The organism is Silicimonas lutimaris (genome assembly GCF_047314965.1).
Classification (GTDB): Bacteria; Pseudomonadota; Alphaproteobacteria; order Rhodobacterales; family Rhodobacteraceae; genus JAVJUV01.
In genome coordinates this window covers 72,639-96,563 of the sequence record NZ_JBLBVK010000048.1, presented here as the reverse complement: position 1 = coordinate 96,563, position 23,925 = coordinate 72,639, and the positions used below count along the sequence as shown (strand labels likewise).

The window sequence follows — 23,925 nt, the reverse complement described above, 5'->3', positions numbered from 1 at the left end:
GCCTTCGCTGTAACGGCCGGAAGACCGGCCTTTGGTCGGACCACAGGAGCTACGACTCGTTTCTTGGAGCGGCATCCAATCACCTAGTTTCGGCTGTCCGCGTCAATCGCCCTCCAGGATGACGAAATCGCCGCAGCAAGCGCATCAATTTGCGGGCGCCCCGTGTCCATCGAAATAACAGACAACCTCAGAATAGTGCGGGATTTCCAACGCGCAGAGTGAACGAAAACGCCCTGACTTCCATTCAAAAGTCCCACAAGATTCCGTATCTTCCACGCCTCATTTTCGCGATCGTCGCATGCCACGACGATTTGGTTCAGTTCGACGTGATTCAGGACTGATAGCCCGTCAATTTGACTGATGCGTTCGGCCAGGCGGGATGCCGCTGCGCAATGACGATGGACCAGTTCGGTTATGCCACGGCGTCCGAGATGCCGTAAGACAGCCCATGCCACGAAACCCTGCGCTCGGCGGGAGAGTTCAGGCACATAGCCCGAAGGATTGCGCCCGTCATCCTCTGCCGCGTTCAAATAGCCCGCCGTCATCTGCATCGCCCGGCGATGGGCATTCCGATCCCTTACAATGGCGAAGCCGCATGCATAGGGTATTTGCAGCCATTTGTGTCCATCGACCGACCAGCTATCGGCCAGTTCAGCACCTTCCGTCAGGTATTTCCGGCTGGGCGAGACCCGCGCCCAAAGGCCGAAGGCGCCGTCGACGTGTATCCAAGCGCTATGCGTCCTAGCGATCTCTGCGATCTCTGCCAGTGGCTCGAAACCGCCTGAATTGATGTGCCCGGCCTGCGCGATGACTATTTTCGGACCATCCTCCCGGCCGATGGCATCGGCCAAGTCACGAGGCCGCATCAGACCCGCTGAGTCGGACGGCAGAACGTGGAAATTAAGATCGCCAAACCCAAGTTGGCGCAAAGCGGCATAGTTCGCCACATGTGCGTCGTCGCTCAGATAGATGCGGACGAGTGGCGCACCCTGAAGCCCGACCGCGTCGTAGTCGTGCCCGAAACGGCTTAGAACTTCGCCACGCGCGGCAGCCAGTCCCACGAATGTCGCCATAGTTGCCCCGCTGACGAAACCGACCGATGACTCTTTCGGTAGATCAAGCAGGTCCAGCAGCCAGGCTTCCACGGCTTCTTCGGCGACCGCCGCCGCGGGTGAAGACTGGTAGATCGCCGCGTTTTGCCCCCAGGCGCTGGTCAGCCAGTCGGCCGCGACGCCAACCGGGTTCGAAGCCCCCATGACCCAAGCGTAAAAGTTCGGATCGGTATTCCCGATCAGCCCTGGCTCTGCCGCGGCAATCAGTTCGTCGATCACAACAGCCCCTGGCAAGCCCATGTCGTTCATTGGCAGGCAAAACCGGTTCCTGAGCATTTGGGCGGATGCCTTGGCGGCGATAGGACGCCGTCCTGCCCGATAGTGCTGGGCGTAGCTTGCCGATTGAGCAAGGACATCGACGTTCGGCCTGCTGAGCGGTGTCTGGTCCATGGCCATCTCCGATCTACCTGGGATGCATCCAGCCGGGAAGAAAGTCGTACGGGTTCGCGGTCTTCGACGCGTCGAGGGGCAGGCCCAGCCGGGCAAGCCTTTCTCCCATGGAACCGTCCCGGAAGGCGTCGAAAGTGTCGGTCGCGCCGCCGACATGTTCAGCGCCAATGAAGATCTGCGGGATCGTGGGCACACCGGTTCTGACCGCCAGCGCTGCTCTCAGATCGCCGCCGAGGTTGTCCTTCTGCAGCGCTGCCGCGTCCAGTTCCACAGCATGATACGGCACGCCCGCCGCTGCAAAGAGTTTGCGCACCGACCAGCTGAATTCGCACCATTCGAGAACGAACACCACGACCGGGTGCTCTGAGACGATGTCATCGATCATCTTTGCCGCCTCGGGTTTGCAGGCAGGCGCCGCGGTGCTGACGGCCGGTATCGGCGCCGGTGCGGGCGTGTCGAAACGGAAGCCAGGGGTCGATCGCGAGATACGCAACTCTTCTTCGCTCATCGATTCCTCGATGCCGTCGAACAGGACGGTGGACATGTATCTCTCTCCCGTATCGGGCAGCATCGCCAGAATGCGCGCTCCCGCCGGCGCGCTTTCGGCCACCTTGAGAGCAGCCGCAAACGTCGCCCCGCCACTGATGCCGCAGAAGATGCCTTCCTTCACGGCCAGATCGCGCGCGGCGCCAAGCGCATCGTTGCCGGATACCGGCTGGAAATCGTCGATGGCACCGGCCTTGGCAGCGTCATCCGCCAGCTTGGCAATGAAATCCGGAGACCAGCCCTGCATCAGGTGCGGCCGGAACATGGGATGGCTTGCGGGGCGACCCTCGGCGTCGCGCGTTTGGGGAATTCCGCTCTGCATCATCGGCACGTTGTCGGGTTCGGCAAGCACGATGCGCGTCTTTGGGCACTCGGCGCGCAGCACGCGGCTCACACCCTTGAGCGTACCGCCCGTGCCGAATCCGGTCACCCACACGTCCGGACCTTCGCCGCAGAACGCGTCGACGATTTCGCGTGCCGTCGTGCGCGAATGCATGTCGGCGTTCGCCTCGTTCTCGAACTGCCGGGCCAGGAACCAGCCGTGTTCGCGAGCCAGTTCCTCGGCCTTTGCGAGCATCCCGGTTCCCTTCTGCGCAGCAGGTGTCAGGACGACCTTTGCACCGAGAAAGCGCATCAGGCGGCGCCGTTCGACGCTGAAGCTCTCGGCCATCGTCACCACAAGTGGATAGCCTTTCGCAGCGCACACCAGCGCCAGCCCAATGCCCGTATTGCCGGATGTGGCTTCGACCACGGTCTGACCCGGTTTCAACGCCCCCGAGGCTTCGGCAGCCTCGATGGCGGCCAGAGCGAAGCGGTCCTTGATCGAGCCACCCGGGTTGAAGGCTTCGACCTTGACGTAGAGATCGACGTGCTTCGGCGCGAGCCTGTTGATCCGGACGATCGGAGTATCGCCGATCGTGTCGAGGATCGACGGGAAGAGGTTGGGGGCAACGGGTGTGATGGTGTCGTGTCTCATGGCTCTCTCTTTCATTGAATCGGCAGAATGGGATCAGGCCGGTCGGTTCTGTACGATGGTGTGGCGGACGACCTGGGCGTCGCGGAGGGCGAGGAACCAGGGGTCCGTCGAAAGCGCGCGCTCGGTCAGGTCGTGGACGACCTCCGGACTGGCGTCGGAATCGATGATGATCCGGATCCGCGTTTCGACTGGTGCCGCCGTACGCGGGCTCAGTCCCATGAGCGCGGCATCATCGAAATCCGTTTCGACGATGACTTCGACCGAGCGGAAGATCAGCCCTTCGCGCGCCGCCAACATCTTCACCCCGATTGCCACGCAACCGACGATCCCGGCACGGGCATAAAAACCCGGACTGGGACCGGCAGCATCCCCGCCCATGCCGGGTCCCATGTCAGCTATGACCGAGAACTTGTCCTGCCTGATGTGGCAGGTCAGGCCGTCGTCTATGCGCCCCGTTGCCACGATAGTGCTCTGGGCCGCCGAAAGGTCGGCGCGCATGCGCTCGATAACGGCCGTCTGCTTCGTGCGGACGTTCTGGTCACGCGGTGTCATGGCCTGTTTTGCGACTTCAGTGATCATCTGGTTTCCTTTCAGGCCGCGGCGCGGCCGTCCTTTCGTTGAATGTGGTCAGCAAGGGCCTCGGCATCGCGGCCGACTCCGTCGAGAAGTGCCGAGTTGCGGCGGCGCATGAAGGGAAGGCCCAGAACGAAAAGCCCCGCAGCCACGTGGCCGTTGTCGTGGATCAACGTACCCTTCCGGTCGAAGACCGGCAGGTCAATCCAGCTGAAGTCGGGTCTGAACCCGGTCGCCCAGATGATCGTTCGAATCCGCCCTCGGCTCAGGTCCAGGGACAGGCGAGGCGCAGTCGAAAGAACAGTAGGCGCAAAGCGCTCAGGTGCTCCGATATCGCGCGACACATTGGTTTCCCCCCATGCGTCGAGTGTGTCGAGCAAACGATTCATCTTGAGATCGGACAGGGCGCAATGGTTCGATAAGCCGCCGGAAAACAACGCTATCCCGTCACGGACGGCGCTCAGGCGCCCTACGATCTCGACGCCGCGCGAGGCCAGCATGTTCAGGTCGCAAAACCGCTGCGCGGTCGAACCAACAAGCTGAAGCGACGGCACGCGACGTGCGCGGCCTATGTCGTCTACCTCTTCGGTTCGGGTCGCATGAATTCCGGCGCGGTCCATCCACCATTGGATGTCCTTGCCGCGATACGTGCGGGGCACACGTATATGTTCGCCCGCCGAAAGAAAGACTTCGTGGCCGGCAGCGCGGATCTCGGCCGCCAGTTGCACCCCGGTTGCCGAAGCGCCAACGACCAGCACTCCTCCGGGGACGAGCTGATCAGGGCTGCGATAATCGAGGCCCGTCAGTTGAGAGATCCCGACGGGCATCTCTGTCGCCAGGCCAGGAATGTTGGCTGCCGAACACGCGCCGGTAGCGATCACGAGCGAGGAACAGGTCCAGTCGCCGCCGCTGGTCGCGACGCGGTATCCACTTGCGTCAGCAGTCACCGCGCGAACTTCGGTACGCTCCTCGACCGGAGACTTGCTGGCAGTCGCATAGCTGTGCAGGTAGTCCCGAAGATCGTCTTTCGACATGAACCCGTCCGGGTCCGGTCCCGCGTAGGCAAAGCCGGGAAGCCGGCTTTGCCAGTTGGGTGTCAACAGTTTCAAGCTGTCCCAGCGCTCATGGCGCCAGGCGTTTGCGATCTCCCCACGTTCGAAGACGATATGTGCGATGCCACGGTCCGACAGGCAACGGCTCATCGCAAGGCCGGCCTGACCTGCGCCGATGACGATTGTATCGATGCGTTTCATGAGCTTGCCTCCTGTCGGACCGGGCGGATCAGGCCACCGTCACGTGGACGTTGGTCGGGTTGGTCAGGATGTCGAAGACCGCCGAACGCTTCTGCGACTGGGCGACCAGCGCCGCGATTTCATCTTCGGTAGCGTCGGCGTCGATCTCGAAACGGACGCGGATTGCCGAAAAGCCGTTCCGAACATCGGGGTCCATGCCCAGGATACCGCGCACGTCCATGTCTCCTTCGACCATTGCGCGCATCTGATTGAGCTGGATGCCGCGATGCTGCGCGACTGCTGCGACACCGCCCGAGAGACAGCTGGCCAGCGCCGCCAGGACGATTTCCGGCGGAGTTGGCGCGCGGTCGGCCGCTGCAAAGACTTCGGGGTGGTCGCTTTCGATGCGGTAGGTCTGTTTGCGCTCGTGATCCTGACCAAGGCCGAAATAGCCGTTGATCGCGTTGCTGCTGTGGGTGCCTTCCATCCATTCACAGGTGCTGCGGAAGGTGAATGCCGCCGCTTCAGGCATCTGTTCGAACGCGCCGCGCGCTCCGATCAGGGCTTCGGTGTTTACGCCGTTCGAAACGGTTTTGGTCATCGTGGTGGTTTGCATGGTCTTTCCTCTCATGTTTGGGTTTTCAGAAGATTGGTCTGCATTTCTGTGCCGGATTTCCCGGACGGGAGGATGGCGGGTCCTACGTCCCGCGTATTCAAGGATGCTGGCGTGCGTAGAGCGACACTGCGAGTAGCTGGCTGTTCGCCTTGTACCAGCGGCGTGAGGTGCCGTCGGAAACGAGCCCCGAGATCCCTTTGAAACCGCGCCCCCAGGTAGGCGTCGGGCTTATCTTGCGTTTCGACTTCATCATGCTGTCCTTTGTGTTTCGGCCCTGTCGGGTTGCGATGAAATGTGTCTAACCCCTGCTTTTGCTTGCGGTCTTGGGCAACCAGTGAGAACTTCTTGGGGAAAGTCTGAGTTTTTCAGGGGGATGGGTTTGCGCTTTGCGTTTGACGGCTTCGTCCTTGATCTCGAGCGTGGCGACCTGCGCCGCGGAGACGAGGCCGTACCTCTTGAACCCATGGCCTACGCCGTGCTTGGACATCTCGTGCAGAACGCCGAGCGGCTGGTAGCGAAGGACGAACTCATTGATACGGTCTGGGACGGCCGGTTCATCTCTGACGCCGCAGTCTCGACAGTCATCAAATCGCTGCGCCGGGCGCTTGGAGATGACGGAAAGCAGCAGCGCTATATCCGCACGGTTCACGGCAGGGGATTCCGCTTCGGCGCAAGCGTTGAGGTGTCCACGTCAGCCACCGTGGCCCGCCAGCCGACCACTGACGAGCCGATGCCAGGAACCGATACGCAAGTCGGCCAGCAACCCTCGATCGCCGTCCTGCCATTCACCCTGATCGGTCACTCTGAGGCCTTCTCCGCAATTGCCGATGCGATCCCGGGCGAGATGATATCCACGCTGTCTCGGCTACGTTGGCTGACGGTCGTAGCACGAGGGTCCAGCTTTCGCTTCCGGCCGCCGCTGCAAAGCCTCGATACCGTCCGAAGCGCATTGGGCGTCACCTATGTGCTGTGCGGAGAGGTCGAGTTGCTTGGGTCGTCGCTGGGTGTTTCCGTCGAATTGGTGGATTCACGCACCTCAGGAGTCGTGTGGGGCGACCGGCTGACGGGAAGGATCGACGATGTCCATGAAATGCGCGAACGCATTGTGGCCCTTGTCGTTTCGGCAATGGAAATGCACATTCCGCAGCACGAGGCGCGGCAGGCACAGCTGAGGTCACCTTCCGACCTGGACGCATGGTCGCTCTATCACATCGGTCTTCAGCACGCCTATCGATTCAACAAGGCGGACAATGCGCGGGCCAGTGACTACTTCAGGCGAGCGACAGAACTTGATCCCCACTTCGCCCGGGCCCAAGCAGCCCGGTCATTTGTGAGCTTCCAGGACGCATTCCTGCGCTATTCCGCAGACCGTACAAAGGCCATCGACGATGCGCGGCGCTACGCGGAACGCAGCGTGGAACTGGATCCCATGGACCCGTTCGCGAACTTCAATGTCGGCCGGGCAAACTGGCTGAAGGGCGATCCTGCTGCGGGACAGGCGTGGCTGGACCGCGCAGTAAGCCTGAGCCCGAGTTTCGCGCAGGGCTTCTACGCCCATGCCTGGGCAGACATCATGAGCGGTAAAAACAGTACGGCACTCGAGAATCTTGAAAAATCGATCAGTCTTAGCCCACTCGACCCATTCCGCTACGCAATGCTAAGCGCGAAAGGCATCGCGCATTTCCACAATGACAACATGGAAGAAGGAGCACTCTGGGCGGAACAGGGTGCCCGGACCCCCGGCGCGCATTATCTGATCAGCGCATTTGCAGCGGCGATAAACCAAGCCGCTGGAAATCGTGAGCGTGCCAGATACTGGACAGAGGAAACGAAGGCACGCAGAAGCGACGCATCTATCGATGCATTCTTCAACGCCTTCCCGGTCAAGAACGCCAAGAAACGCAAAGAGCTATATGATGCCCTAGTTGATTTGGGATTTCCTGAAAAATAGGCACCAGCTGAATGCACAAGTTCCTTGGAGATGCCCCGGCTGTCCCGGACCGGAAACGATGCAGCATCGTGGTGTATTCCCGCATCGCTGAAAAAGCCAAGAAACGACCAATCAATTTGCCAAAAGGACTTGCCCGAATTGTCGACTTTTCTTGATCGTGCTCAAGAGAACGACGCCCCATCGACCGCGTCCAAACACATTTTCGCAAATGCGGCGCGAAATGTGCGGTCGTTGGTGATTGACTCCCGAGTTTGCAGCTCCGCCGGTGAGTTTGATGTCAAATGTGACCTGGTCCGCGGAGCTCTCATTGGCCGGTCGCAGTTGCGCTTGAGCGGAGTTTACGTCCCCAAATTCTGCGGGCGACACGTCTTTCGTTTTCTCCGTGCCGGCCTGAGACTACGTTTGAGCGATGTTCAATCGATGAATCACAGCTGTGACCGGTTTGGCGAGCCTAAGGCGTCGGGGGGAGATATCGCTTGCTCTAATGTGCAATCATGACATGGCGGACCGCCGTGTAATCCTCGAGAGCGTACATCGACATGTCCTTCCCGTAGCCGGATTGCTTCAAACCGCCATGGGGCATCTCGTTGACCAGCATGAAATGGGTGTTGACCCAGGTGCAGCCGTACTGGAGCGCAGCCGAGGCGGCCATGGCTTTGCCGATGTCCCGGGTCCACACCGACGAGGCGAGGCCATAGGGGCTGTCATTGGCCCAGTCGATGACTGCGTCGTCGTCGGTGAAACGGGTAACCGATACGACCGGGCCGAAGACCTCTCGCTGCACGATTTCATCGGACGGCAAGGCGCCCGCGATGACGGTTGGCCGGTAGTAGAACCCGGCCCCATCCTCGACGCTTCCGCCCGTGGTGATCTCGATATGCTTCTGCTCGGAGGCCCGTTGGACGAAGCTTGCCACCCGGTCCCGCTGGCGTGGTGAAATGAGGGGCGGGATCTCGTTCCGAGCGTCGTCGGCATCGTTGTAGACGATACTCGCGGCCGCAGCAGTCAGGTCGGCGACGAACTTATCGTAAATATCGGCATGGGCGTAGACCCGGCATGCCGCAGTGCAATCCTGACCAGCGTTGTAATAGCCAAAGGCCTTGAGCCCTTCGATTGTCCGGCCGATGTCGGCATCGCCATATACGATGACCGGCGCCTTGCCGCCGAGTTCGAGGTGGGTGCGTTTCACCCCTTTCGAGGCGGCCATGAGGATCTTCTTGCCTGTCGCAACGTCCCCGGTGATCGAAATCATGTCGACGCCCGGATGGTTGACCAGCGTGTTCCCGACGGACCCACCCTGCCCGACAACCACGTTCACCACGCCCTCAGGCAGGATGTCGATGAGGATCTTTGCGAAGGCCAACGCGGTCAGAGGGGTCTGCTCAGACGGCTTGATCACGACCGTATTGCCCCCTGCCAGCGCCGGGGCCAATTTCCAGGCCATCATCATCAGCGGATAGTTCCAGGGCGCGATCGAGGCCACGACGCCGATTGGATCACGCCGGATCATGCTCGTGTGCCCTTCAAGGTACTCGCCCGCGACGGGGCCGTGCATGTTCCGCACAGCCGCCGCAAAATAGCGGAAGCAATCGGCGATCGCTGGCATCTCGTCATTGGTGGCGCATCCGATCGGCTTGCCGCAGTTGAGAGCCTCGAGGCGGGCAAGGGATGCGGCGTTCGCATCGACCGCGTCGGCGATAGCAAGAAGCTTGGCCGAGCGCTCGCCGGGCGTCGTCCTTGCCCATCCCGGAAACGCCGCTCGGGCGGCTGCAACGGCGCGGTCGATCTGATCGGGGCTTGCCTCGGGCAGCTTGAGAATGGTCTCACCGGTGCGCGGATTGAGGATCATCTCCTCGGTCTCGGTTCCCGCCTCGAAGGCGCCGCCGATCAGCATCTTGGTGTCCATCATGGTCTCCCTTTCATTTGCCCTGTCCGGCGACCGTCTCGGTCCCGCGGGTGAGGTAATAGGCGCCGAGGATCGGCAGGAACGTGACGATCACAACGACCATCGCCACCACGTTGGTCACGGGACGCTGACGTGGCCTAACCAGCTCTTCCAGCATCCAGATCGGCAGCGTCTGCTGCTGACCGGCGGTAAAGGTGGTCACGATGACCTCGTCGAACGAGAGCGCGAAGGCGAGCATCCCGCCAGCGAGGAGCGCGGTCGCGATATTCGGCAGGATCACATAGCGGAGCGTCTGGAAATAGGTTGCACCAAGATCCATGGACGCCTCTACGAGCGAGCCGGATGTGCGGCGGAAGCGAGCGACGGCGTTGTTGTAGACGACCACGATGCAGAAGGTCGCGTGGCCCAGCACGATGGTCCAGAAGCTGAACGGGATATCGGCGATGTTGAACGCCGAGCGCAGCGAAATGCCGGTGATTATTCCGGGTAGCGCGATGGGCAGGATCACGAGAAGCGAGATCGTCTCGCGCCCGAAGAACTTCGACCGCGCCACCGCCGCCGCGCAGAGTGTGCCCAGCACCATCGCGATCACGGTCGAAATCGCCGCGACCTTGAGTGAGAGCCACAGCGCCTCCCAGACGTCTGGCCGGTTCCAGGTCACGCCGAACCATTGCACGGTGAACCCCGGAGGGGGCCATTGATACGACTTGTCCTCGGTCGTGAAGGCGTAGACGAAGATCAGCAGGATCGGCAGGTGCAGGAACAACAGCCCGCCTATAGCCGCGATCTTGAGCCCGAGGGATGCCTTAGAGTGCATCGAAGGCCCCCATGCGCTTGGCCACGGTCAGGTAGACGCCCATGACGACGATGGGCACCACCGCGAAGGCGGCGGCAAGCGGGATGTTCCCCGCCGTGCCTTGGAACTGGTAGACTGCCTGGCCGATCATTCGGGCGGAGGTGCCGACGATCTGGGGGATGATGTAGTCGCCCATCGTCAGCGAAAAGGTAAAGATCGACCCTGCCACGATACCGGGCAGCGCCAGGGGCAGGATGACGTGTCGGAGGGTCTGGCCGGGTCTTGCACCCAGATCGCCCGACGCTTCCAGCATCGATGCGGGCACCCGCTCCAGCGCCGCCTGGATCGGCAGGATCATGAAGGGGAGCCAGACATAGAGGAAAACAAGGAAGGTCCCGGTCCAGCTGACCGACAGCGAATTCCCCCCGATGCCCGGAATCGCGAGGTACGCATTCAGAAGCCAGGACAGGTGCAGCGTTTCGAACAGCCAGTTCAGGATGCCTTCCTTGGCGAGGATCAGCTTCCACGAATAGACCTTGACCAGATAACTGGACCAGAGGGGCAGCATGATACCCAGATAGAACACCGCCTTCCACCGCCCCCGCGCGTATCTTGCGGCGTAGTAGGCGATGGGAAAGGCGACGATGGCCGCGGCAATCGTCACCGCAGAAGCCATGAGGATCGTACGCACCAGAATGTCGAAGTTCGAGGCACGGAACAGTTCGCCATAGGTCTTTAGAGTGAACTCGTAGTTCACCAGCCCGGAAAACTCGTCGATCGAGAAGAAGCTCTGTGCCAGAAGCGCGAAGAGCGAGCCCAGGTAAACGATCCCGAGCCACATGAGTGGCGGGATGACGAGCAGGAGGAGCAGGAGGTTGGGCCTCCGCCACAGCGCATCAGACGCACGCGTGACGAAAGCCTCAGCCATGCGCATGCTCCATGACGTGAAGCGCGTCCGCGGGCCAGCCAAGCATGACGGCATCGCCCACCGCCGGGACGGGGCGGCCCTTGGGCAGCAGCACGTTCAGACGGGCTCGGGCGGTATCGACCTCGACCCGCGTCGCCGCGCCCAGAAAGGACAGCGAGACCACCTTGCCCGAAAGCGTTCCCTCCCCCAGCGTGATCGCCTCGGGCCGCAGGCTGGCAGGCGCCGAAGTGCCCGTAAGCTCGCGAACCATCTCGGGGGGAAGCACATTCGAGGACCCGACGAAATCCGCGACGAACGGCGTTTCGGGACGGTCATAAACCTCGGAAGGGCTGCCTGTCTGCTGGATGCGACCCTCGTTGAAGACTGCGATGCGGTCGGACATCGACAACGCCTCGCCCTGGTCATGGGTGACGAAGACGAAGGTGATGCCCAGCTGGCGCTGAAGCGATTTCAACTCGCCCTGCATCGCTTCGCGCAGCTTGAGATCCAGTGCACCGAGAGGTTCATCCAGAAGCAGGACCTTGGGTTTCATAACCAACGCGCGGGCAAGAGCTACGCGTTGGCGCTGCCCCCCCGAGAGTTCGGAGGGTTTGCGCCCGCCGAAGCCCGAGAGCGCGACAAGTTCCAGCGCCTCGCCGGCCTGCCTGCGGCGCTCTGCCTTGCCCTGACCCGCGATCATAAGCCCATAGGCCACGTTGTCCTCGACCGACAGGTGCGGAAACAGTGCGTAGTCCTGGAACACCGTGTTCACGGGGCGCCGGTAAGGCGGGGTCGCGGTGGCGTCTTCTCCGAAGATCGAGATGCGTCCCGAGGTGGGCTGCTCGAAGCCAGCGATCAGCCGCAGGCAGGTCGTCTTGCCCGATCCGGAGGGGCCGAGCAGGGCGAAGAACTCGCCCTCGGCGATGTCGAGCGTCACGTTGTCGACAGCCCGCACCGTTCCGAAGTGGCGCGAAACGGATTTGAAAGAAACTGCTGCAGTCATGTTCTGCCCCGTGGCCGGCGCCGGTCGGAACCGGCGCCGGTTGGGTTTGAGATCAGCGGCCGCCGATGACGCCGATGTAGTCGGACACCCAGCGATAATAGGGCACGCATTCGCCCTGGCTTGCGCACTGGGTGACAGGCGTCTGCCAGAACCGCACCTTGTCGAAATCGTCGAGCCCGTTCTTGGTGCACCCTTCGGCCGTCTGCATGCCGCGCCCGTCGGTGCATGCCGCGAGAACCGCCGGGTTCGCGCCGAACCAGACCGACAGGTCGGACATCAGGTTCGAGGTGAGTGTGTGCTCGAACCACATGTAGGAACAGTTCGGGTTGGCGGCGTCGACATGCATCATCGTAGTGTCGGCCCATCCCGTGACGCCCTCTTCGGGGATCACGCTGGCGATCGGTGCGCCGTCGCCCTGGAGCAGGTTCACCTGGAACGGCCACGAGCCCGAGGCCGCCATGCCCTCGTTCTTGAAGTCGTCAATCTGAATGAACGCATCATGCCAATAGCGGCTGACCAGCGTGCGCTGGGTGCGCAGCAGATCAAGCGCGGCATTGTACTGATCCTGGTTCAGTTCATAGGGCGAGGTGATGCCAAGCTCGGGCTTGTGCGTCATCAGGTAGAGCGCCGCGTCAGCAATGTGGATCGGGCCGTCATAGGCCTGGACCCGGCCCTGGTTCGGCTGGCCGTCTGGGAGGTTCATCGGCTCGAAGACGACGTTCCAAGAGGTGGGCGCGCTGTCACCGAAGACCTCGGTGTTGTACATCAGAACGTTCGGTCCCCACATGTAGGGGACGCCGTAGTGGGTGCCGTTGACATAGTGCCAGGGCGCCTCTTTCAGCCGGTCGTCGATCGTGTTCCAGCTCGGCACGAGGTCGATGTTCACGGGCTGGACCCGCTTGCCCGCGATCATCCGAAGCGAGGCGTCGCCCGATGCGGTCACCAGGTCGAAACCGCCCTCGTTCATCAGGGCCACCATCTCGTCCGAGGTATTGGCGGTCTTGACGTTGACCATGCAACCGGTCGCTTCTTCGAACTTGGTCACCCAGTCGAACTCGGCCATCGTCTCGCCGCGTTCGATGTAGCCCGGCCAAGCCACGATGTTCAGCTGACCTTCACCCGGCCCGACCTGGGTCACCATCTGAGCGGCTACCGACTGCGCCGCGAGGATCGCGGCAACCGCGACAGCTCCCGTCGATTTCAACTTGTTCGTCATGGATCTTCCCCCCGTGAGGATATGTTGCGCGCAACCACATTCTTCGAGAACCAGGGCCTTGGCAAATCTAATATACAGGACGGTGATATCGGAAATTCCGATATCATCTCAGCCGTGGCGCATGAAAGCTCTGGGCGACAGAGAGGAAGGCATGGGCAGCTGTCGCAACCGTGGCGCCTCGGCGCCAGACCAGCCCGACCTGCACCACCGGAAGGCGGGCCGATACATCCCGGCTCTCGATCCTGTCGCCCTCCAGCGACCACGGCCGATAGATGAGGTCGGGCAGCAACGCGACCCCCGCTCCACTTGCACAAAGTGACCGTACAGCCTCGACCGAACGCGTCCGAAAGGCAATGCGTGGGCGGACCTGGAAGCTAGACAAAAGCCGGTCCGTTTCGGCCTGCATCTCGTCGATGTCGAGAACGATCTGCGGCTCGTCCGTCAGGTCGTCGAGCGCAATGCTCTCGTGCGAGCAGAGCGGATGACCAATGGGTAGCCACAACCTGTAGGGAGACACAGCGAGGATTTCCGAGTGCAGCGCCTGCGCGTTCCTTAGGTTCGAGACGACCATCACCGCGACATCCAGCTCACCACCGATCAGAAGATGTTCGAGGTACTCGCCAGTATCTTCGACCGCGCTCACGTCGATCCCAGGCTGGGCGCGCCGAAACCGCGAAAGGAGATCCGACAGCACATATCCGGACGTCAGTGACGTGACACCAATGTTAAGCGTTCCAGACACCGTGGCGCCTTTGTCGGCCAGGTTGATTTCGGCGTTTGAGACCTCCGTAAGAATTGCCTTTGCGTGACGCAGAAAGACATGCCCATGATAGGTCAGTTCAACCCCACGTCGGCGGCGGTCGAAGAGCCGAACTCCAAGACGCGCTTCAAGGTCCTTGACCGCTTCGGTCACGGCACTTTGCGAAATCGACAACTCGGCGGCGGCGCGGCTGATCGTGCCGTATTCGGCAATACCAACAAAGTAGCGAGCTTGCTTTAGAGTGAAAGACATTGCGCTTATCCCCAACCGCAATAGCTAAAGTTCCCCGCAGCAAACAATCAATGGCTTTCCGCATCAAAGGCTCTGTGAAGTCAAGTTGCGGCGGCTCTTTCGGCTGGACGCCGGATCGTGGTCGTTACTGCTGAAGGCGTCATTAAAAGCCGCAAGGCCTCGCGTCTCGACACGTGATGTATTGACAGCGACTTGCATGGTCCCGAGTGAGATCTTCTAGGTGCGTACTGGAACAGCTGCTATGCATCGGAACCAGCGAAATGCCGCTTCGTGCCGCAACTCAGACATAGAGGAGTCGCGCGGCGAAGGTCTGCTTTCCGCCAATTGGTTCAGTTGCCATGGCCTAGTACTGAAGCTGGTATTTAGCTTTGAACAGACGTCGAGACTGGCTGTGAGCAAAACGCACAGTTACGGACAACGGACGACCCTCACAAACGTATTTTGATAACGCACTATAGATGAGGTCCAAGGAAGGTGGACAACAAGGTAGATGCGCATAGCGTTAAACACGCTACATCATTCAGAGAATATCGACAAAAAGGAGGGTTTTGGTAGCGGAGGAGGGACTTGAACCCCCGACACGCGGATTATGATTCCGCTGCTCTAACCAACTGAGCTACTCCGCCACGAGCGAAGGGCTAGGTAGAGGCTTGAGAGGGAGGCGTCAAGACCGATTGAGCCATAGCGTCAGGAAAACGGCCTCCCGAAATTCAGCACTCAAACGCCGACGTAACGCTCGCTAGTATCCTGGTCGAGATCGGTGGTGGCGCCCGACCAGACCGATTTGCCGCGCTCCAGGATCACCGCCCGATCCGACACACCCCGCAATTCCTTCAACGACTTGTCGACAACAAGGATCGCAAGACCGGTCTCCGACTTCAGACGCGCGACCGCCGCCCAAATTTCCTGCCGAAGAAGCGGGGACAGACCCTCGGTCGCTTCGTCCAGAAGCAAGAGCCGCGGGTTTGTCATCAGCGCTCGCGCGATCGCCAGCATCTGCTGCTCGCCGCCCGAAAGAGACGCCGCACGCTGGCCCCGGCGTTCTCCCAGCCTGGGGAACAGCGCTTCGATCTTCGACTGATCCCAGTAACCGGACCGCGCCGCGGCAACGAGATTCTCGGTCACCGTCAGATCGCGGAAACACCGCCGCCCTTCCGGTACAAGACCAATTCCCAACCGAGCAACCGCATGGCTGGGCAGTCCAGAAAGGTCGCGGCCGTCAAATGTGAGACCGCCCGCACTCGGCAGCATGCGGCAGATCGCCTTGATCGTGGTGCTCTTGCCCATGCCGTTGCGGCCCATCAGGGCCACGACTTCGCCTTCCCCAACCTCCAGATCGACGCCGAACAGGGCCTGACTGGCCCCGTAGGAGGCCGTCAGGTTCCGGACGCTCAAGAGACTCATGCCTCTTCTCCAAGATAAGCGGAGCGCACGATCGGGTTTGCGCGAACCTCGGCCACCGTGCCGCTGGCGATGACACGGCCATAGTCGAGGACGCTGATCCGGTCCGCCAGCGCGAATACGGCGTCCATGTCGTGCTCCACCAGCAGGATCGGCGCTTCACAACGCAGTTCATCCAGGAAACCGGTCATCTGCCGGGACCCATCCGCGCCCAGCCCCGCCATGGGCTCGTCCATGACAAAGGCCTTGGGATGCAATGTCAGCGCAACTGCGACTTCTAGCTGTCTGCGTTGCCCGTGGCTCAGCTCCGCCGTACGCATGGCGGCGAACGGCATGAGACCGACCCTCTCGAGGGCCTCTTCTGCTCGCTCTCGCAGCGCCTGGTCTCCCAGCGCCGACCCAAGAAGTCGCCAGGCGCTACCGCCTGCGCCAACGGCGCCCAGAACCGCATTCTGAAGAACGGTGTCTTCCATCGCCAGCGCGGAAATCTGGAACGTGCGCCCCAGCCCCGCTCGTGCGCGCACACGCATGGGCTGCGCCGTCACGTCCTGCCCCAGCAGATGCACGCTCCCGGAGTCCGGCGCAAGGCCACCGCAGATTTGCGCGATCAACGTCGACTTGCCCGCTCCGTTCGGCCCGATGATGGCGTGGATCTCACCGGGCAGCAGGGCAATCGAGATGTCGTCGCTTGCGGTCAACGCACCGAAGCGCTTGGTCAGACCACGGGTTTCCAGGACAGGATCAGTCATGCGCCGCCTCCCGACGGGTCAGCATTCCGATCAGGCCTCCTCGGCCGAACAGCACGATCGCCAGAAGAAGCAACCCGAGGAAGATGTGCCAATAGTTGCTGAGCCCGCCCAGAACATGCTCCAGAGTCACGAAGACCACCGCTCCCGCGACCGGACCGAACAGTCGCGCCACGCCACCGATGATGATGAAAACGATGATCTCGCCGCTGGTCTGCCAGCTGAACATGGTCGGGCTGACAAAGCGGTTCAGATCGGCGAACAACGCCCCCGCCAGACCTGTGATCGCCCCAGAGATCACGAAAGCCGCCAATTTGATCCGCTGCCCGTCCAGTCCGACCGTCTCGACCCGGACGGGCACCTGCCGCGCCGCGTTCAGGGCCAGTCCGAAGGGCGATTTCGCCAGCCGCGCATTCAGGAACAGCACCGTGCACAGGATGACGAAGCACAGCCCGTAGAACTGGATCGGTACCAGCGTATTCAACCCCGGAAACCCGTTCCGCACATAAATCGACAGACCGTCCTCACCGCCATACGCGGGCCAGGAGATTGTGAAGAAATAGAACATCTGTCCGAAGGCCAGCGTAATCATGATGAAATAGACGCCGCTGGTTCTCAGCGACAAGGCCCCGATCACCAGCGCCGCCAATGCGGACGCGATGACCGCCACCAGCCAGATCACCGGCATCGACTTGGTGCCCTCGATCACCAAGGGCCATTCCATCAGTGGCGTGAAGCTCTGCGCGTGAAAGGCGAGAATCCCCATCGCATAGCCCCCGATGCCGAAAAACGCCGCATGCCCCAGGCTCACCAGCCCGCCCAGTCCCAGGGCGATGTTCAGACCCACGGCGGCCAGCGCGAAGATCACCGCGCGGGTGGCCAGCGTGATCGTGAACGGCTCATCGGCCAGATGCGCCCAGAGCGGCACCGCAACCAGCAACGCCAGAAGACCGGCATTCAGATATCTCTCGCGGATCATGCGCGCGCCCCGAACAGTCCCGTAGGCCGCCAGATCAGGATCGCACCCATCAGGATGTAGATCGCCATCGACGACAGCGACGCGCCGACGGATGTGGCCGAGGATGGCTCCATAAAGAGCTTGAACAGTTCCGGCAGGAAGATGCCCCCAAGCGTGTCGGTCAGCCCCACCAGCAGCGCGCCCACCAGCGCGCCCCGGATCGACCCGATGCCGCCGATAACGATGACGACGAAAGCCAGGATCAGAACCGGCTCGCCCATGCCCACCTGCACCGACTGGATCGCGCCCACCATCGCGCCCGCCAAGCCGGCCAGACCCGCGCCCAGCGCAAAGACCAGCGTGTAAAGCTTCGAGATGTCGATCCCCAGCGCAGCCGTCATCTCGCGGTCGTTCTCGCCTGCCCGGATGCGGATGCCGATCCGCGTCCGTGTGATAAGCAGGTCCAGGCCCAGCGCGATCAGCAGACCCGCAAGGATCAGGACCAGCCGGTACAGCGGGTACTGGATGCCTCCAGGCAAGGTGACGGGTCCTGACAATGCGTCCGGAATATCCAGGAACAATGGGAACGACCCGAAAATCCAGCGGGTACCTTCCGAGAAGATCAGGATCAGAGCAAAGGTCGCCAGAACCTGGTCCAGGTGATCCTTCTCGTACAGACGCCGGATCACCACCAGTTCCACGATCGCCCCCGCCAGCGCCGCCGCGACCAGCGCGCCGATCAGGGCCAGGATGAAAGAGCCCGTGGCCCCGGCCACCCAGGCCGCGGCAAAAGCGCCGACCATATAGAGCGATCCATGCGCCAGGTTGATCAACCCCATGACGCCGAAAATCAGCGTCAGGCCGGCCGCCATGAGAAACAGCATGACCCCAAGCTGCAGGCCGTTCAGAACCTGCTCGATGATCAGGATGGTGGACATGCCCGTCTCAGCGACGACCCGCTCCGTCAACCGGAGCGGGTCGGCTCGTTCTTACATCTGGCACTCGGCCGCATAAGGATCGCCGTGATCCTCAAGCACCTTGCCGATGATCTTGTTGGTATAGACATCGCCTTCCTTGATCACTTCGCGGATATACACGTCGTGGATCGGATGGTTGTTCGGCCCAAACTTGAAATCCCCCCGGACGCTGGCGAAATCCGCTTCCTTCAGCGCGGCGCGGAAAGCGTCCAGGTCCGAGATGTCGGCCTTGCCCATAGCGCTGATCAGCAGGTTTGCGGTGTCAAAACCCTGGCTGGCGTAAAGGGACGGCAGGCGCCCGTACTCCGCCTGGAAGCTTTCGACGAAGGCCTTGTTCGCGGCATTGTCCAGATCCTTGTTCCACTGCGAGGTGTTTTTCACACCCAGCGCAGCCTCGCCCACGGCTTGAAGGATTCCCTGGTCAAAGCTGAACGCCGGTCCCACGACGGGAATCTCCACGCCGCTTTCCGAGTACTGCTTCAGGAACGAGATCCCCATCCCGCCGGGCAGGAAGAAATAAACGCTGTCGGCGCCCGACGCCCGGATCTGGGCGATCTCTGCGGCATAGTCAGTCTGGCCCAGTTCCGTATAGACCTCGGCTGCGACTTCGCCCTCATACAGAGCCTTGAAGCCATTGAGCGCATCCGTGCCAGCCGGATAATTCGGCGCCAGCAGGAAGGTGTTCTTGTAGCCCGCGATATTCGCATAGGCTCCGCCGCCATTGTGCAGGCTGTCGTTCTGCCAGGCGACGTTGAAGTAATTGGGATGGCACCCCTTGCCGGCCAAGGGCGACGGCCCCGCATTCGGAGAAAGATAGATCTTGCCCTGTGCCGTCGCGCTCGGAACTACGGCCATGGCGAGGTTCGACCAGATGATTCCGGTCAGCACGTCGACCTTCTCGGACTGGATCATCTTGTCCGCGAGCTGCACGGCAATGTCGGGCTTCTGCTGGTCGTCCTCGATGACGACCTCGAGATCGTCGCGTCCCGATTGCTTGACCGCCAGCATGAAGCCATCGCGCACGTCGATGCCCAGACCGGCACCACCGCCGGACAGGGTGGTGATCATGCCGACCTTTACCTCGGCGGCCGCCATCTGTGCGGATGCAAGCATCGCGGCGCCCAGAAGAAGTGTCTTGAATTTCATAAGTGTCTCCCCGTTGCTTCCAGCCCCGAGCAGGGCCTTGTCTTTTCTTCAAACCGTTATTCTATCGCTTGAGACAAAGTTCAAGGAATGCACATTGCTGGCAAGCCCGAAATCAATGCCAATGTTTTCATCCGCCCCGGTCTGTGAGACGTTGCCTCCAAGATGACAGAGCCCTCGCCCGAAATCCTGCCGCTTGGTCTAGATGGAATCCTCGTCCGCTTCGCTGATACGCTCAGCGAAGCCGCGAATCGGGCTGCGCTCTCCTATCGCGGCGCACTTGAGCATGATCTGCCGACGGGTATCACCGAAACAGCCACGTCGCTAACATCGGTATTGGTCCGGTTCCGTCCCGGCGACATCACGCGTGCCCGGCTACAGGACGAACTTCGCGACCGTCTTTCGGCGATGGACTGGTATCACGCCCCCCTGCCCGAGGGTCGGACGCTTTGGCGTATGCCGGCCGTTTTCGGGGGTGACTACGGCCCGCAGCTTGACGAGGTGGCCGATGCCATAGGGCGCACGCCAGATCAGGCGGTTGCCGAGATTGCGGTGTCGGAGTTGCGCGTGCTCGCCCTCGGCTTCGCGCCGGGACAACCCTACCTGGGCTTCATGGACGAGCACTGGAACATTCCCCGGCAAACCGAGGTGACGCCCGAGGTGCCCCGCGGCGCCGTCGTGGTCGCCGTCCGGCAAGTGATTCCCTTTGCCAATGCCGCGCCGACCGGCTGGCGTCAGATCGGACGAACGGCGTTCCGTTGCTATGCGCGCAATGGCACCCCGCCGATTCCTCTCAAGGCCGGGGACACCGTGCGGTTCGAGCCGGTACCGGCAAAGGACTTCGCACGCCTGTCCGAAGCAGGTCCGTTGGGCGGCGCAATGGCGGAGCCGATCGAGTGACCGGCCACCTCATCATCGATCGCGCCGGCCCCGGCCTCACCGTCCAGGACCTGGGCCGACCCCATGGCATGGGACTTGGTCTGTCGCGCGGCGGCGCGGCCGATCGTCTGGGCTTCCTGACAGGGGCAGCGCTCGTGGGAAATCCACCCGACGCGGCAGCGCTTGAGATGACCGTCGGCGGCGGACGTTTCCGGGTGGACAAACCAACCCGGATCGCCTTGTCCGGCGCACGACTGCGCGCCAGCATCAACGGCAGTCCGATCGAGGACCACGCCTCTTATAGGCTGAACACCGGAGACACGCTCGACATCGGCCCTGCGGAAGATGGCGTCTACGGCTATCTGCATATTGCAGGCGGTCTTCTGACCGACGAGGAACTCGGAGGGCGCGGGCGTCACCGGATCGCGGGGCTTGGACCCGATCTCTCGCCCGGCGACCGCCTGCCCTTCGGCGCCGACCCCGAGCCGGATGCGCCTCCCCTGCGTCTTGCCCCTGGAGCCCCCGGCACCCAGCCGATCCAGGTGATCCCCGGCCCCCAGACCGGTCTTTTCCCGCAGGACGTTCTGGACCGGTTCGAAGCCACGACCTTCACCCGCAGCCCGCGCGGCAACCGGCAGGGCGTGCGCATGGATCAGGAAGGCGCGCCCTTCGCGACCGCAGCCCAGCTCGGGCAGGTCTCGGATTTCATCTCCGAGGGCGATATCCAGATGACCGGCGACGGCACGCCATTCGTTCTCCTGTGCGAATGCCAGACCATGGGCGGCTATCCCCGGATCGGAACCGTCATCCCCGCCGACCTGCCCCGCATCGCGCAGGCGTTGCCCGGTGCGCAGATCCGGTTCCGCTTCATCGCTTTCGACGAAGCGGAAAAAACATGGAAGGGCGACGACGAGATCTACCGAAGCCTCCGAAAAGCCCGGACGCCCCGCATCCGCGACCCGCGCGAGATGGCGGACCTTCTGTCCTACGAACTGATCGACCGCCCCCCGGACGACATCGTCGGCTAAGCCCTCAGAGCATCCACTCGACCGGCAGATAACTGGCAATGGTCACCAGAAGGCGCAACGGCACGGTCGTGTTCGGTTCGACATCGAAGCTGGCGACGCCGCCATCGGCGTCCTCCGCCGTCCACAGCAGACCGCCAACCTCATCCCGGCTCACCCGATATGCCAAATACCGCAAGGTCTCATCCATCCAGCCCGAGATCAGGCCAGCGATCCTCGGGCTGTCGATCAGGAAACCCATCTCCGTATTCAGCCGCCGCGACCGGGGATCGAAGTTCAGCGACCCGATGAATGCGCGGCGCCCATCCATGGCGAAGGTCTTGGCATGCAGCGCCGCCCGCGACAGCTCCATCATGCCCAGATCGTTGACCGCCCGCCGCGCGCCATGGTCGCTGCGCAGCTCGTAAACCTCCACGCCGCCATCGATCAGGGCATCGCGATAGTTGATGTAGCCGGCGTGAACCACGGCCACATCGGTCGCTTCCAGCGAGTTCGTCAGCGTCCGCACCCGAACACCCTCCGACGCAAAGCCTGCCATATGCTCGGTCGCCGTCTCTCCGGTGATGAAATAGGCCGAGACAATGTCGAACGAACTCTGCGGCGGTCCCAGTTCGGTCATCAGCTTTCGGATCATCAACTCCGAGACATCCACCAAGCCAAGACCCTTCCCGGGGTCATCGCTGAACAGAAGTGTCGGCACCCACTCCAGCGGCAACTCCCCCGACATCAGCTGCCCGATGATGGGAGATTGGCGCACCACTTCTGAATAGGCCCGCGCCTGCTCGGTCTCGCGAAGCTCCGCGTCGCGCGCCGCCAAAAGGCTTTCCGCACCGCGCTCTGCTTCGACGAGGCTGCTGATCGCATGGGATGAGCCGCTGAACCAGTACCGTTCGAAATCCTCCGAGACATCCATCGCAGCCGGCCCCACGGCCAGGACATCCAGATCCAGATAGGTGTGGCCGCTTCCGGTTTCGAAGTAGACATCGCCGATATTCCGCCCGCCCACGATAGTGGCCGCAGCATCGGCGGTCAGCGACTTGTTGTGCATACGCCGGTTCAGACGGAAGAAATCGAACGTGTAGTTGAGGATCCTGTGATCCCGCATCGTGAACGGGTTGAATACCCTCACTTCCGCTGTCGGAAGGGCATCCAGCGCGGCCAGTTCCTGGTCAAGATCGGGGGTTCCGTTGTCATCCACCAGAAGACGAACGCGGACACCGCGCATCGCGGCATCCTGCAACTCGGACAAAAGGCGTATGCCGGTCAGATCGTCCTGCCATATGTAATACTGCGCATCGATGGTCCGTGCCGCCGTTCGGATCAGCAAGACCCGGGCCGCGAAGGCATCGGTGCCACGCTCCAGAGGGAGAACACCCGATGTGCCGGGATTCGCCTCCGCCAGCGCCTCGACGATCCGCCCGATGTCCGTATCTCCCAGCGCAGGCCAGTCACCACCAGTCTCTGCATCGGGCAGATCCGGCAACGGATAGAGCAACCGCAACGACAAGATCGCAACGGCCGCAATTGCAACGACGCTCAGTGCCAACTTCAAGAACCAGCGCATGCGGGGCTTTCTCTGCTCAATGGAACCCAAATCCCTTGCTCGGGATTGTGCCTGTTCAGAGGCTAGGCCGCTCCGCGGCCCGGTGCAAACAGACGATGCCAATCAGTGATAGTTTTGCGATCCAGGAAAACCCGCCTAAGGTCAGTCGATCAGGGGGGTGATCATGACCGAGAACGAACACCATTGGATAACCTTGCACCGGGTGCGGTTTCCAAACGCCATTTCCGTTGCCGACCAAAGCTTCGAGCCACCGCCGCAAGCCGATTGCTGGCGTTTCTGTCCCAGCCACAGTGTGAACGACATAGGATTGCCCACATGGAAATCCGAGGTCTGGTGCGGTCTCGGCATTTACGATTCACGCGCCGACGCAGAAGCCGTGTTCGGCTCGCCCGGTGAACATCTGCCCTGGCTCGAAGAAACGACCGAGGCCTGGCATGCGATAGCTGTGCCGATCGCGCATCATGGCGAGGTCAACTGGCGCGGAACCCTGGAGAACGGAACGGCGCTCCGCACAGCAAAGGCTCCTGCTGGGGGCCACATGCTCGTGGTTACCACGGCCGGCTACAACTCGCGCGATCCGGACCAGATCCCCAGGATCGCGAATTTCATGCAGGGCATTCGGGAGGTGATGGATTTCTACAGCGATCACCCCGGAAATCTTTGCAACGGCGTGTTCAACGGCGGTTTCGACGGGCGGGACGGATTCACGCTGACGGTCTGGAAGGACGACCGCGAGATGATCTCCGGCGCCTACAAGCCCGGTGTGCACAAGACGCTTATGGATCAAAGTCGCGACGGATCGATGTTCGACAGGTCCTCGTTCACGCGGGCCCGGCTGATTTCAAGCGAAGGCACCTGGGACGGTGCACCAATACCCGGCGCCGCGTGACACCGAGAGGCTGCCGGCCCGGGTCGGGTCGCAGCCACCATATCTTGTGATCCCGGAAGAACTCCGGAAGGATCGCATTTCTGTTGCCATACGCTTTGCATACGTTT

Annotated in this window: 22 protein-coding genes, 1 tRNA gene and 1 pseudogene; 4 read left to right on the top strand and 20 right to left on the bottom strand. The window is 61.9% G+C overall.

From position 1 onward, the window contains the following. Window positions 1-83 precede the first annotated feature (83 nt). The 7 genes and pseudogenes from ACKLNI_RS10660 to ACKLNI_RS10630 all read right to left on the bottom strand — a co-directional run bounded on the left by ACKLNI_RS10660 (window position 84) and on the right by ACKLNI_RS10630 (window position 5,698). A complete protein-coding gene (locus ACKLNI_RS10660) occupies window positions 84-1,502 on the bottom strand; it encodes a pyridoxal phosphate-dependent decarboxylase family protein (RefSeq protein WP_413719047.1) in 1,419 nt (472 codons plus the stop codon). 13 nt (window positions 1,503-1,515) lie between these two features. Further along, window positions 1,516-1,887 carry a glutaredoxin domain-containing protein gene (locus ACKLNI_RS10655; RefSeq protein ID WP_413719113.1) on the bottom strand — a complete coding sequence of 124 codons (372 nt, stop codon included), beginning with the start codon at window positions 1,885-1,887 and terminating at the stop codon, window positions 1,516-1,518. Between the two features lie 75 nt (window positions 1,888-1,962). Then, a pseudogene (locus ACKLNI_RS10650) lies at window positions 1,963-3,024 on the bottom strand (PLP-dependent cysteine synthase family protein); the annotation flags it as partial. Window positions 3,025-3,057: 33 nt separating this feature from the next. After that, entirely contained in the window at window positions 3,058-3,603 is a 546-nt protein-coding gene (locus tag ACKLNI_RS10645) for an OsmC family protein (RefSeq protein WP_413719046.1), read from the bottom strand. An 11-nt stretch (window positions 3,604-3,614) separates the two neighbouring features. Next, entirely contained in the window at window positions 3,615-4,850 is a 1,236-nt protein-coding gene (locus tag ACKLNI_RS10640; protein WP_413719045.1) for an NAD(P)-binding domain-containing protein, read from the bottom strand. A 28-nt stretch (window positions 4,851-4,878) separates the two neighbouring features. Next, window positions 4,879-5,445 carry an OsmC family protein gene (locus ACKLNI_RS10635; protein ID WP_413719044.1) on the bottom strand — a complete coding sequence of 189 codons (567 nt, stop codon included), beginning with the start codon at window positions 5,443-5,445 and terminating at the stop codon, window positions 4,879-4,881. 97 nt (window positions 5,446-5,542) lie between these two features. Then, window positions 5,543-5,698, bottom strand: coding sequence for a hypothetical protein (locus ACKLNI_RS10630; protein ID WP_413719043.1), 156 nt, complete (start codon window positions 5,696-5,698; stop codon window positions 5,543-5,545). A gap of 120 nt (window positions 5,699-5,818) precedes the next feature. On the opposite strand from ACKLNI_RS10630, the gene ACKLNI_RS10625 reads away from it, so the two are divergent. Continuing rightward, on the top strand, window positions 5,819-7,396 hold the full coding sequence (locus ACKLNI_RS10625) for a winged helix-turn-helix domain-containing protein (protein ID WP_413719042.1): 1,578 nt from the start codon (window positions 5,819-5,821) through the stop codon (window positions 7,394-7,396). 481 nt (window positions 7,397-7,877) lie between these two features. On the opposite strand, the gene ACKLNI_RS10620 is transcribed toward ACKLNI_RS10625, so the two are convergent. The 12 genes from ACKLNI_RS10620 to ACKLNI_RS10565 all read right to left on the bottom strand — a co-directional run bounded on the left by ACKLNI_RS10620 (window position 7,878) and on the right by ACKLNI_RS10565 (window position 19,464). Then, entirely contained in the window at window positions 7,878-9,302 is a 1,425-nt protein-coding gene (locus ACKLNI_RS10620) for a gamma-aminobutyraldehyde dehydrogenase (RefSeq protein ID WP_413719041.1), read from the bottom strand. Window positions 9,303-9,315: 13 nt separating this feature from the next. Further along, window positions 9,316-10,119, bottom strand: coding sequence for an ABC transporter permease (locus tag ACKLNI_RS10615; RefSeq protein ID WP_413719040.1), 804 nt, complete (start codon window positions 10,117-10,119; stop codon window positions 9,316-9,318). Beyond that, window positions 10,109-11,026, bottom strand: a complete 918-nt coding sequence (locus ACKLNI_RS10610; protein WP_413719039.1) for an ABC transporter permease — start codon at window positions 11,024-11,026, stop codon at window positions 10,109-10,111. The genes ACKLNI_RS10615 and ACKLNI_RS10610 overlap by 11 nt, the downstream gene beginning before the upstream one ends. Next, complete coding sequence (locus ACKLNI_RS10605; protein WP_413719038.1) at window positions 11,019-12,008, bottom strand: ABC transporter ATP-binding protein; 990 nt, start codon at window positions 12,006-12,008, stop codon at window positions 11,019-11,021. The genes ACKLNI_RS10610 and ACKLNI_RS10605 overlap by 8 nt, the downstream gene beginning before the upstream one ends. A gap of 52 nt (window positions 12,009-12,060) precedes the next feature. Then, window positions 12,061-13,224: an ABC transporter substrate-binding protein gene (locus tag ACKLNI_RS10600; RefSeq protein ID WP_413719037.1), complete on the bottom strand. Its 1,164-nt coding sequence runs from the start codon at window positions 13,222-13,224 to the stop codon at window positions 12,061-12,063. Window positions 13,225-13,327: 103 nt separating this feature from the next. Then, the gene (locus tag ACKLNI_RS10595; RefSeq protein WP_413719036.1) at window positions 13,328-14,236 is read right to left on the bottom strand and encodes a LysR family transcriptional regulator; all 909 of its coding nucleotides are present in this window, start codon (window positions 14,234-14,236) and stop codon (window positions 13,328-13,330) included. Window positions 14,237-14,785: 549 nt separating this feature from the next. Next, window positions 14,786-14,862, bottom strand: a tRNA-Met gene (locus ACKLNI_RS10590). 91 nt (window positions 14,863-14,953) lie between these two features. Beyond that, window positions 14,954-15,640 (bottom strand): ABC transporter ATP-binding protein, encoded by a 687-nt coding sequence (locus ACKLNI_RS10585; protein WP_413719035.1) that lies wholly within the window; start codon window positions 15,638-15,640, stop codon window positions 14,954-14,956. Next, window positions 15,637-16,386 carry an ABC transporter ATP-binding protein gene (locus ACKLNI_RS10580; protein ID WP_413719034.1) on the bottom strand — a complete coding sequence of 250 codons (750 nt, stop codon included), beginning with the start codon at window positions 16,384-16,386 and terminating at the stop codon, window positions 15,637-15,639. The genes ACKLNI_RS10585 and ACKLNI_RS10580 overlap by 4 nt, the downstream gene beginning before the upstream one ends. Then, window positions 16,379-17,362: a branched-chain amino acid ABC transporter permease gene (locus ACKLNI_RS10575; RefSeq protein WP_413719033.1), complete on the bottom strand. Its 984-nt coding sequence runs from the start codon at window positions 17,360-17,362 to the stop codon at window positions 16,379-16,381. Before ACKLNI_RS10575 ends, ACKLNI_RS10580 begins: the two co-directional genes overlap by 8 nt. Then, window positions 17,359-18,279 carry a branched-chain amino acid ABC transporter permease gene (locus ACKLNI_RS10570; RefSeq protein ID WP_413719032.1) on the bottom strand — a complete coding sequence of 307 codons (921 nt, stop codon included), beginning with the start codon at window positions 18,277-18,279 and terminating at the stop codon, window positions 17,359-17,361. The genes ACKLNI_RS10575 and ACKLNI_RS10570 overlap by 4 nt, the downstream gene beginning before the upstream one ends. 51 nt (window positions 18,280-18,330) lie before the next feature. Beyond that, window positions 18,331-19,464: an ABC transporter substrate-binding protein gene (locus ACKLNI_RS10565; protein WP_413719031.1), complete on the bottom strand. Its 1,134-nt coding sequence runs from the start codon at window positions 19,462-19,464 to the stop codon at window positions 18,331-18,333. Window positions 19,465-19,626: 162 nt separating this feature from the next. Between ACKLNI_RS10565 and ACKLNI_RS10560 the strand changes: the two genes are divergently transcribed. Together ACKLNI_RS10560 and ACKLNI_RS10555 are read left to right on the top strand one after the other, a co-directional pair. Beyond that, window positions 19,627-20,361, top strand: coding sequence for a 5-oxoprolinase subunit B family protein (locus ACKLNI_RS10560; RefSeq protein WP_413719030.1), 735 nt, complete (start codon window positions 19,627-19,629; stop codon window positions 20,359-20,361). Then, window positions 20,358-21,368, top strand: a complete 1,011-nt coding sequence (locus tag ACKLNI_RS10555) for a 5-oxoprolinase subunit C family protein (protein ID WP_413719029.1) — start codon at window positions 20,358-20,360, stop codon at window positions 21,366-21,368. Before ACKLNI_RS10560 ends, ACKLNI_RS10555 begins: the two co-directional genes overlap by 4 nt. Before the next feature lie 4 nt (window positions 21,369-21,372). On the opposite strand, the gene ACKLNI_RS10550 is transcribed toward ACKLNI_RS10555, so the two are convergent. Continuing rightward, window positions 21,373-22,929 carry a phospholipase D family protein gene (locus ACKLNI_RS10550; RefSeq protein ID WP_413719028.1) on the bottom strand — a complete coding sequence of 519 codons (1,557 nt, stop codon included), beginning with the start codon at window positions 22,927-22,929 and terminating at the stop codon, window positions 21,373-21,375. Between the two features lie 163 nt (window positions 22,930-23,092). On the opposite strand from ACKLNI_RS10550, the gene ACKLNI_RS10545 reads away from it, so the two are divergent. Continuing rightward, entirely contained in the window at window positions 23,093-23,818 is a 726-nt protein-coding gene (locus ACKLNI_RS10545; RefSeq protein WP_413719027.1) for a hypothetical protein, read from the top strand. Window positions 23,819-23,925 lie beyond the last annotated feature (107 nt).

What these genes read in the sequence shown, in the direction of transcription:
- ACKLNI_RS10565 (WP_413719031.1), bottom strand. Translation starts at nt 19,464, where the DNA reads ATGAAATTCAAGACACTTCTTCTGGGCGCCGCGATGCTTGCATCCGCA.
- ACKLNI_RS10560 (WP_413719030.1), top strand. Translation starts at nt 19,627, where the DNA reads ATGACAGAGCCCTCGCCCGAAATCCTGCCGCTTGGTCTAGATGGAATC.
- ACKLNI_RS10600 (WP_413719037.1), bottom strand. Translation starts at nt 13,224, where the DNA reads ATGACGAACAAGTTGAAATCGACGGGAGCTGTCGCGGTTGCCGCGATC.
- ACKLNI_RS10645 (WP_413719046.1), bottom strand. Translation starts at nt 3,603, where the DNA reads ATGATCACTGAAGTCGCAAAACAGGCCATGACACCGCGTGACCAGAAC.
- ACKLNI_RS10640 (WP_413719045.1), bottom strand. Translation starts at nt 4,850, where the DNA reads ATGAAACGCATCGATACAATCGTCATCGGCGCAGGTCAGGCCGGCCTT.
- ACKLNI_RS10620 (WP_413719041.1), bottom strand. Translation starts at nt 9,302, where the DNA reads ATGGACACCAAGATGCTGATCGGCGGCGCCTTCGAGGCGGGAACCGAG.
- ACKLNI_RS10545 (WP_413719027.1), top strand. Translation starts at nt 23,093, where the DNA reads ATGACCGAGAACGAACACCATTGGATAACCTTGCACCGGGTGCGGTTT.
- ACKLNI_RS10610 (WP_413719039.1), bottom strand. Translation starts at nt 11,026, where the DNA reads ATGGCTGAGGCTTTCGTCACGCGTGCGTCTGATGCGCTGTGGCGGAGG.
- ACKLNI_RS10585 (WP_413719035.1), bottom strand. Translation starts at nt 15,640, where the DNA reads ATGAGTCTCTTGAGCGTCCGGAACCTGACGGCCTCCTACGGGGCCAGT.
- ACKLNI_RS10550 (WP_413719028.1), bottom strand. Translation starts at nt 22,929, where the DNA reads ATGCGCTGGTTCTTGAAGTTGGCACTGAGCGTCGTTGCAATTGCGGCC.
- ACKLNI_RS10660 (WP_413719047.1), bottom strand. Translation starts at nt 1,502, where the DNA reads ATGGACCAGACACCGCTCAGCAGGCCGAACGTCGATGTCCTTGCTCAA.
- ACKLNI_RS10575 (WP_413719033.1), bottom strand. Translation starts at nt 17,362, where the DNA reads ATGATCCGCGAGAGATATCTGAATGCCGGTCTTCTGGCGTTGCTGGTT.
- ACKLNI_RS10595 (WP_413719036.1), bottom strand. Translation starts at nt 14,236, where the DNA reads ATGTCTTTCACTCTAAAGCAAGCTCGCTACTTTGTTGGTATTGCCGAA.
- ACKLNI_RS10605 (WP_413719038.1), bottom strand. Translation starts at nt 12,008, where the DNA reads ATGACTGCAGCAGTTTCTTTCAAATCCGTTTCGCGCCACTTCGGAACG.
- ACKLNI_RS10630 (WP_413719043.1), bottom strand. Translation starts at nt 5,698, where the DNA reads ATGATGAAGTCGAAACGCAAGATAAGCCCGACGCCTACCTGGGGGCGC.
- ACKLNI_RS10635 (WP_413719044.1), bottom strand. Translation starts at nt 5,445, where the DNA reads ATGCAAACCACCACGATGACCAAAACCGTTTCGAACGGCGTAAACACC.
- ACKLNI_RS10655 (WP_413719113.1), bottom strand. Translation starts at nt 1,887, where the DNA reads ATGATCGATGACATCGTCTCAGAGCACCCGGTCGTGGTGTTCGTTCTC.
- ACKLNI_RS10570 (WP_413719032.1), bottom strand. Translation starts at nt 18,279, where the DNA reads ATGTCCACCATCCTGATCATCGAGCAGGTTCTGAACGGCCTGCAGCTT.
- ACKLNI_RS10615 (WP_413719040.1), bottom strand. Translation starts at nt 10,119, where the DNA reads ATGCACTCTAAGGCATCCCTCGGGCTCAAGATCGCGGCTATAGGCGGG.
- ACKLNI_RS10580 (WP_413719034.1), bottom strand. Translation starts at nt 16,386, where the DNA reads ATGACTGATCCTGTCCTGGAAACCCGTGGTCTGACCAAGCGCTTCGGT.
- ACKLNI_RS10625 (WP_413719042.1), top strand. Translation starts at nt 5,819, where the DNA reads ATGGGTTTGCGCTTTGCGTTTGACGGCTTCGTCCTTGATCTCGAGCGT.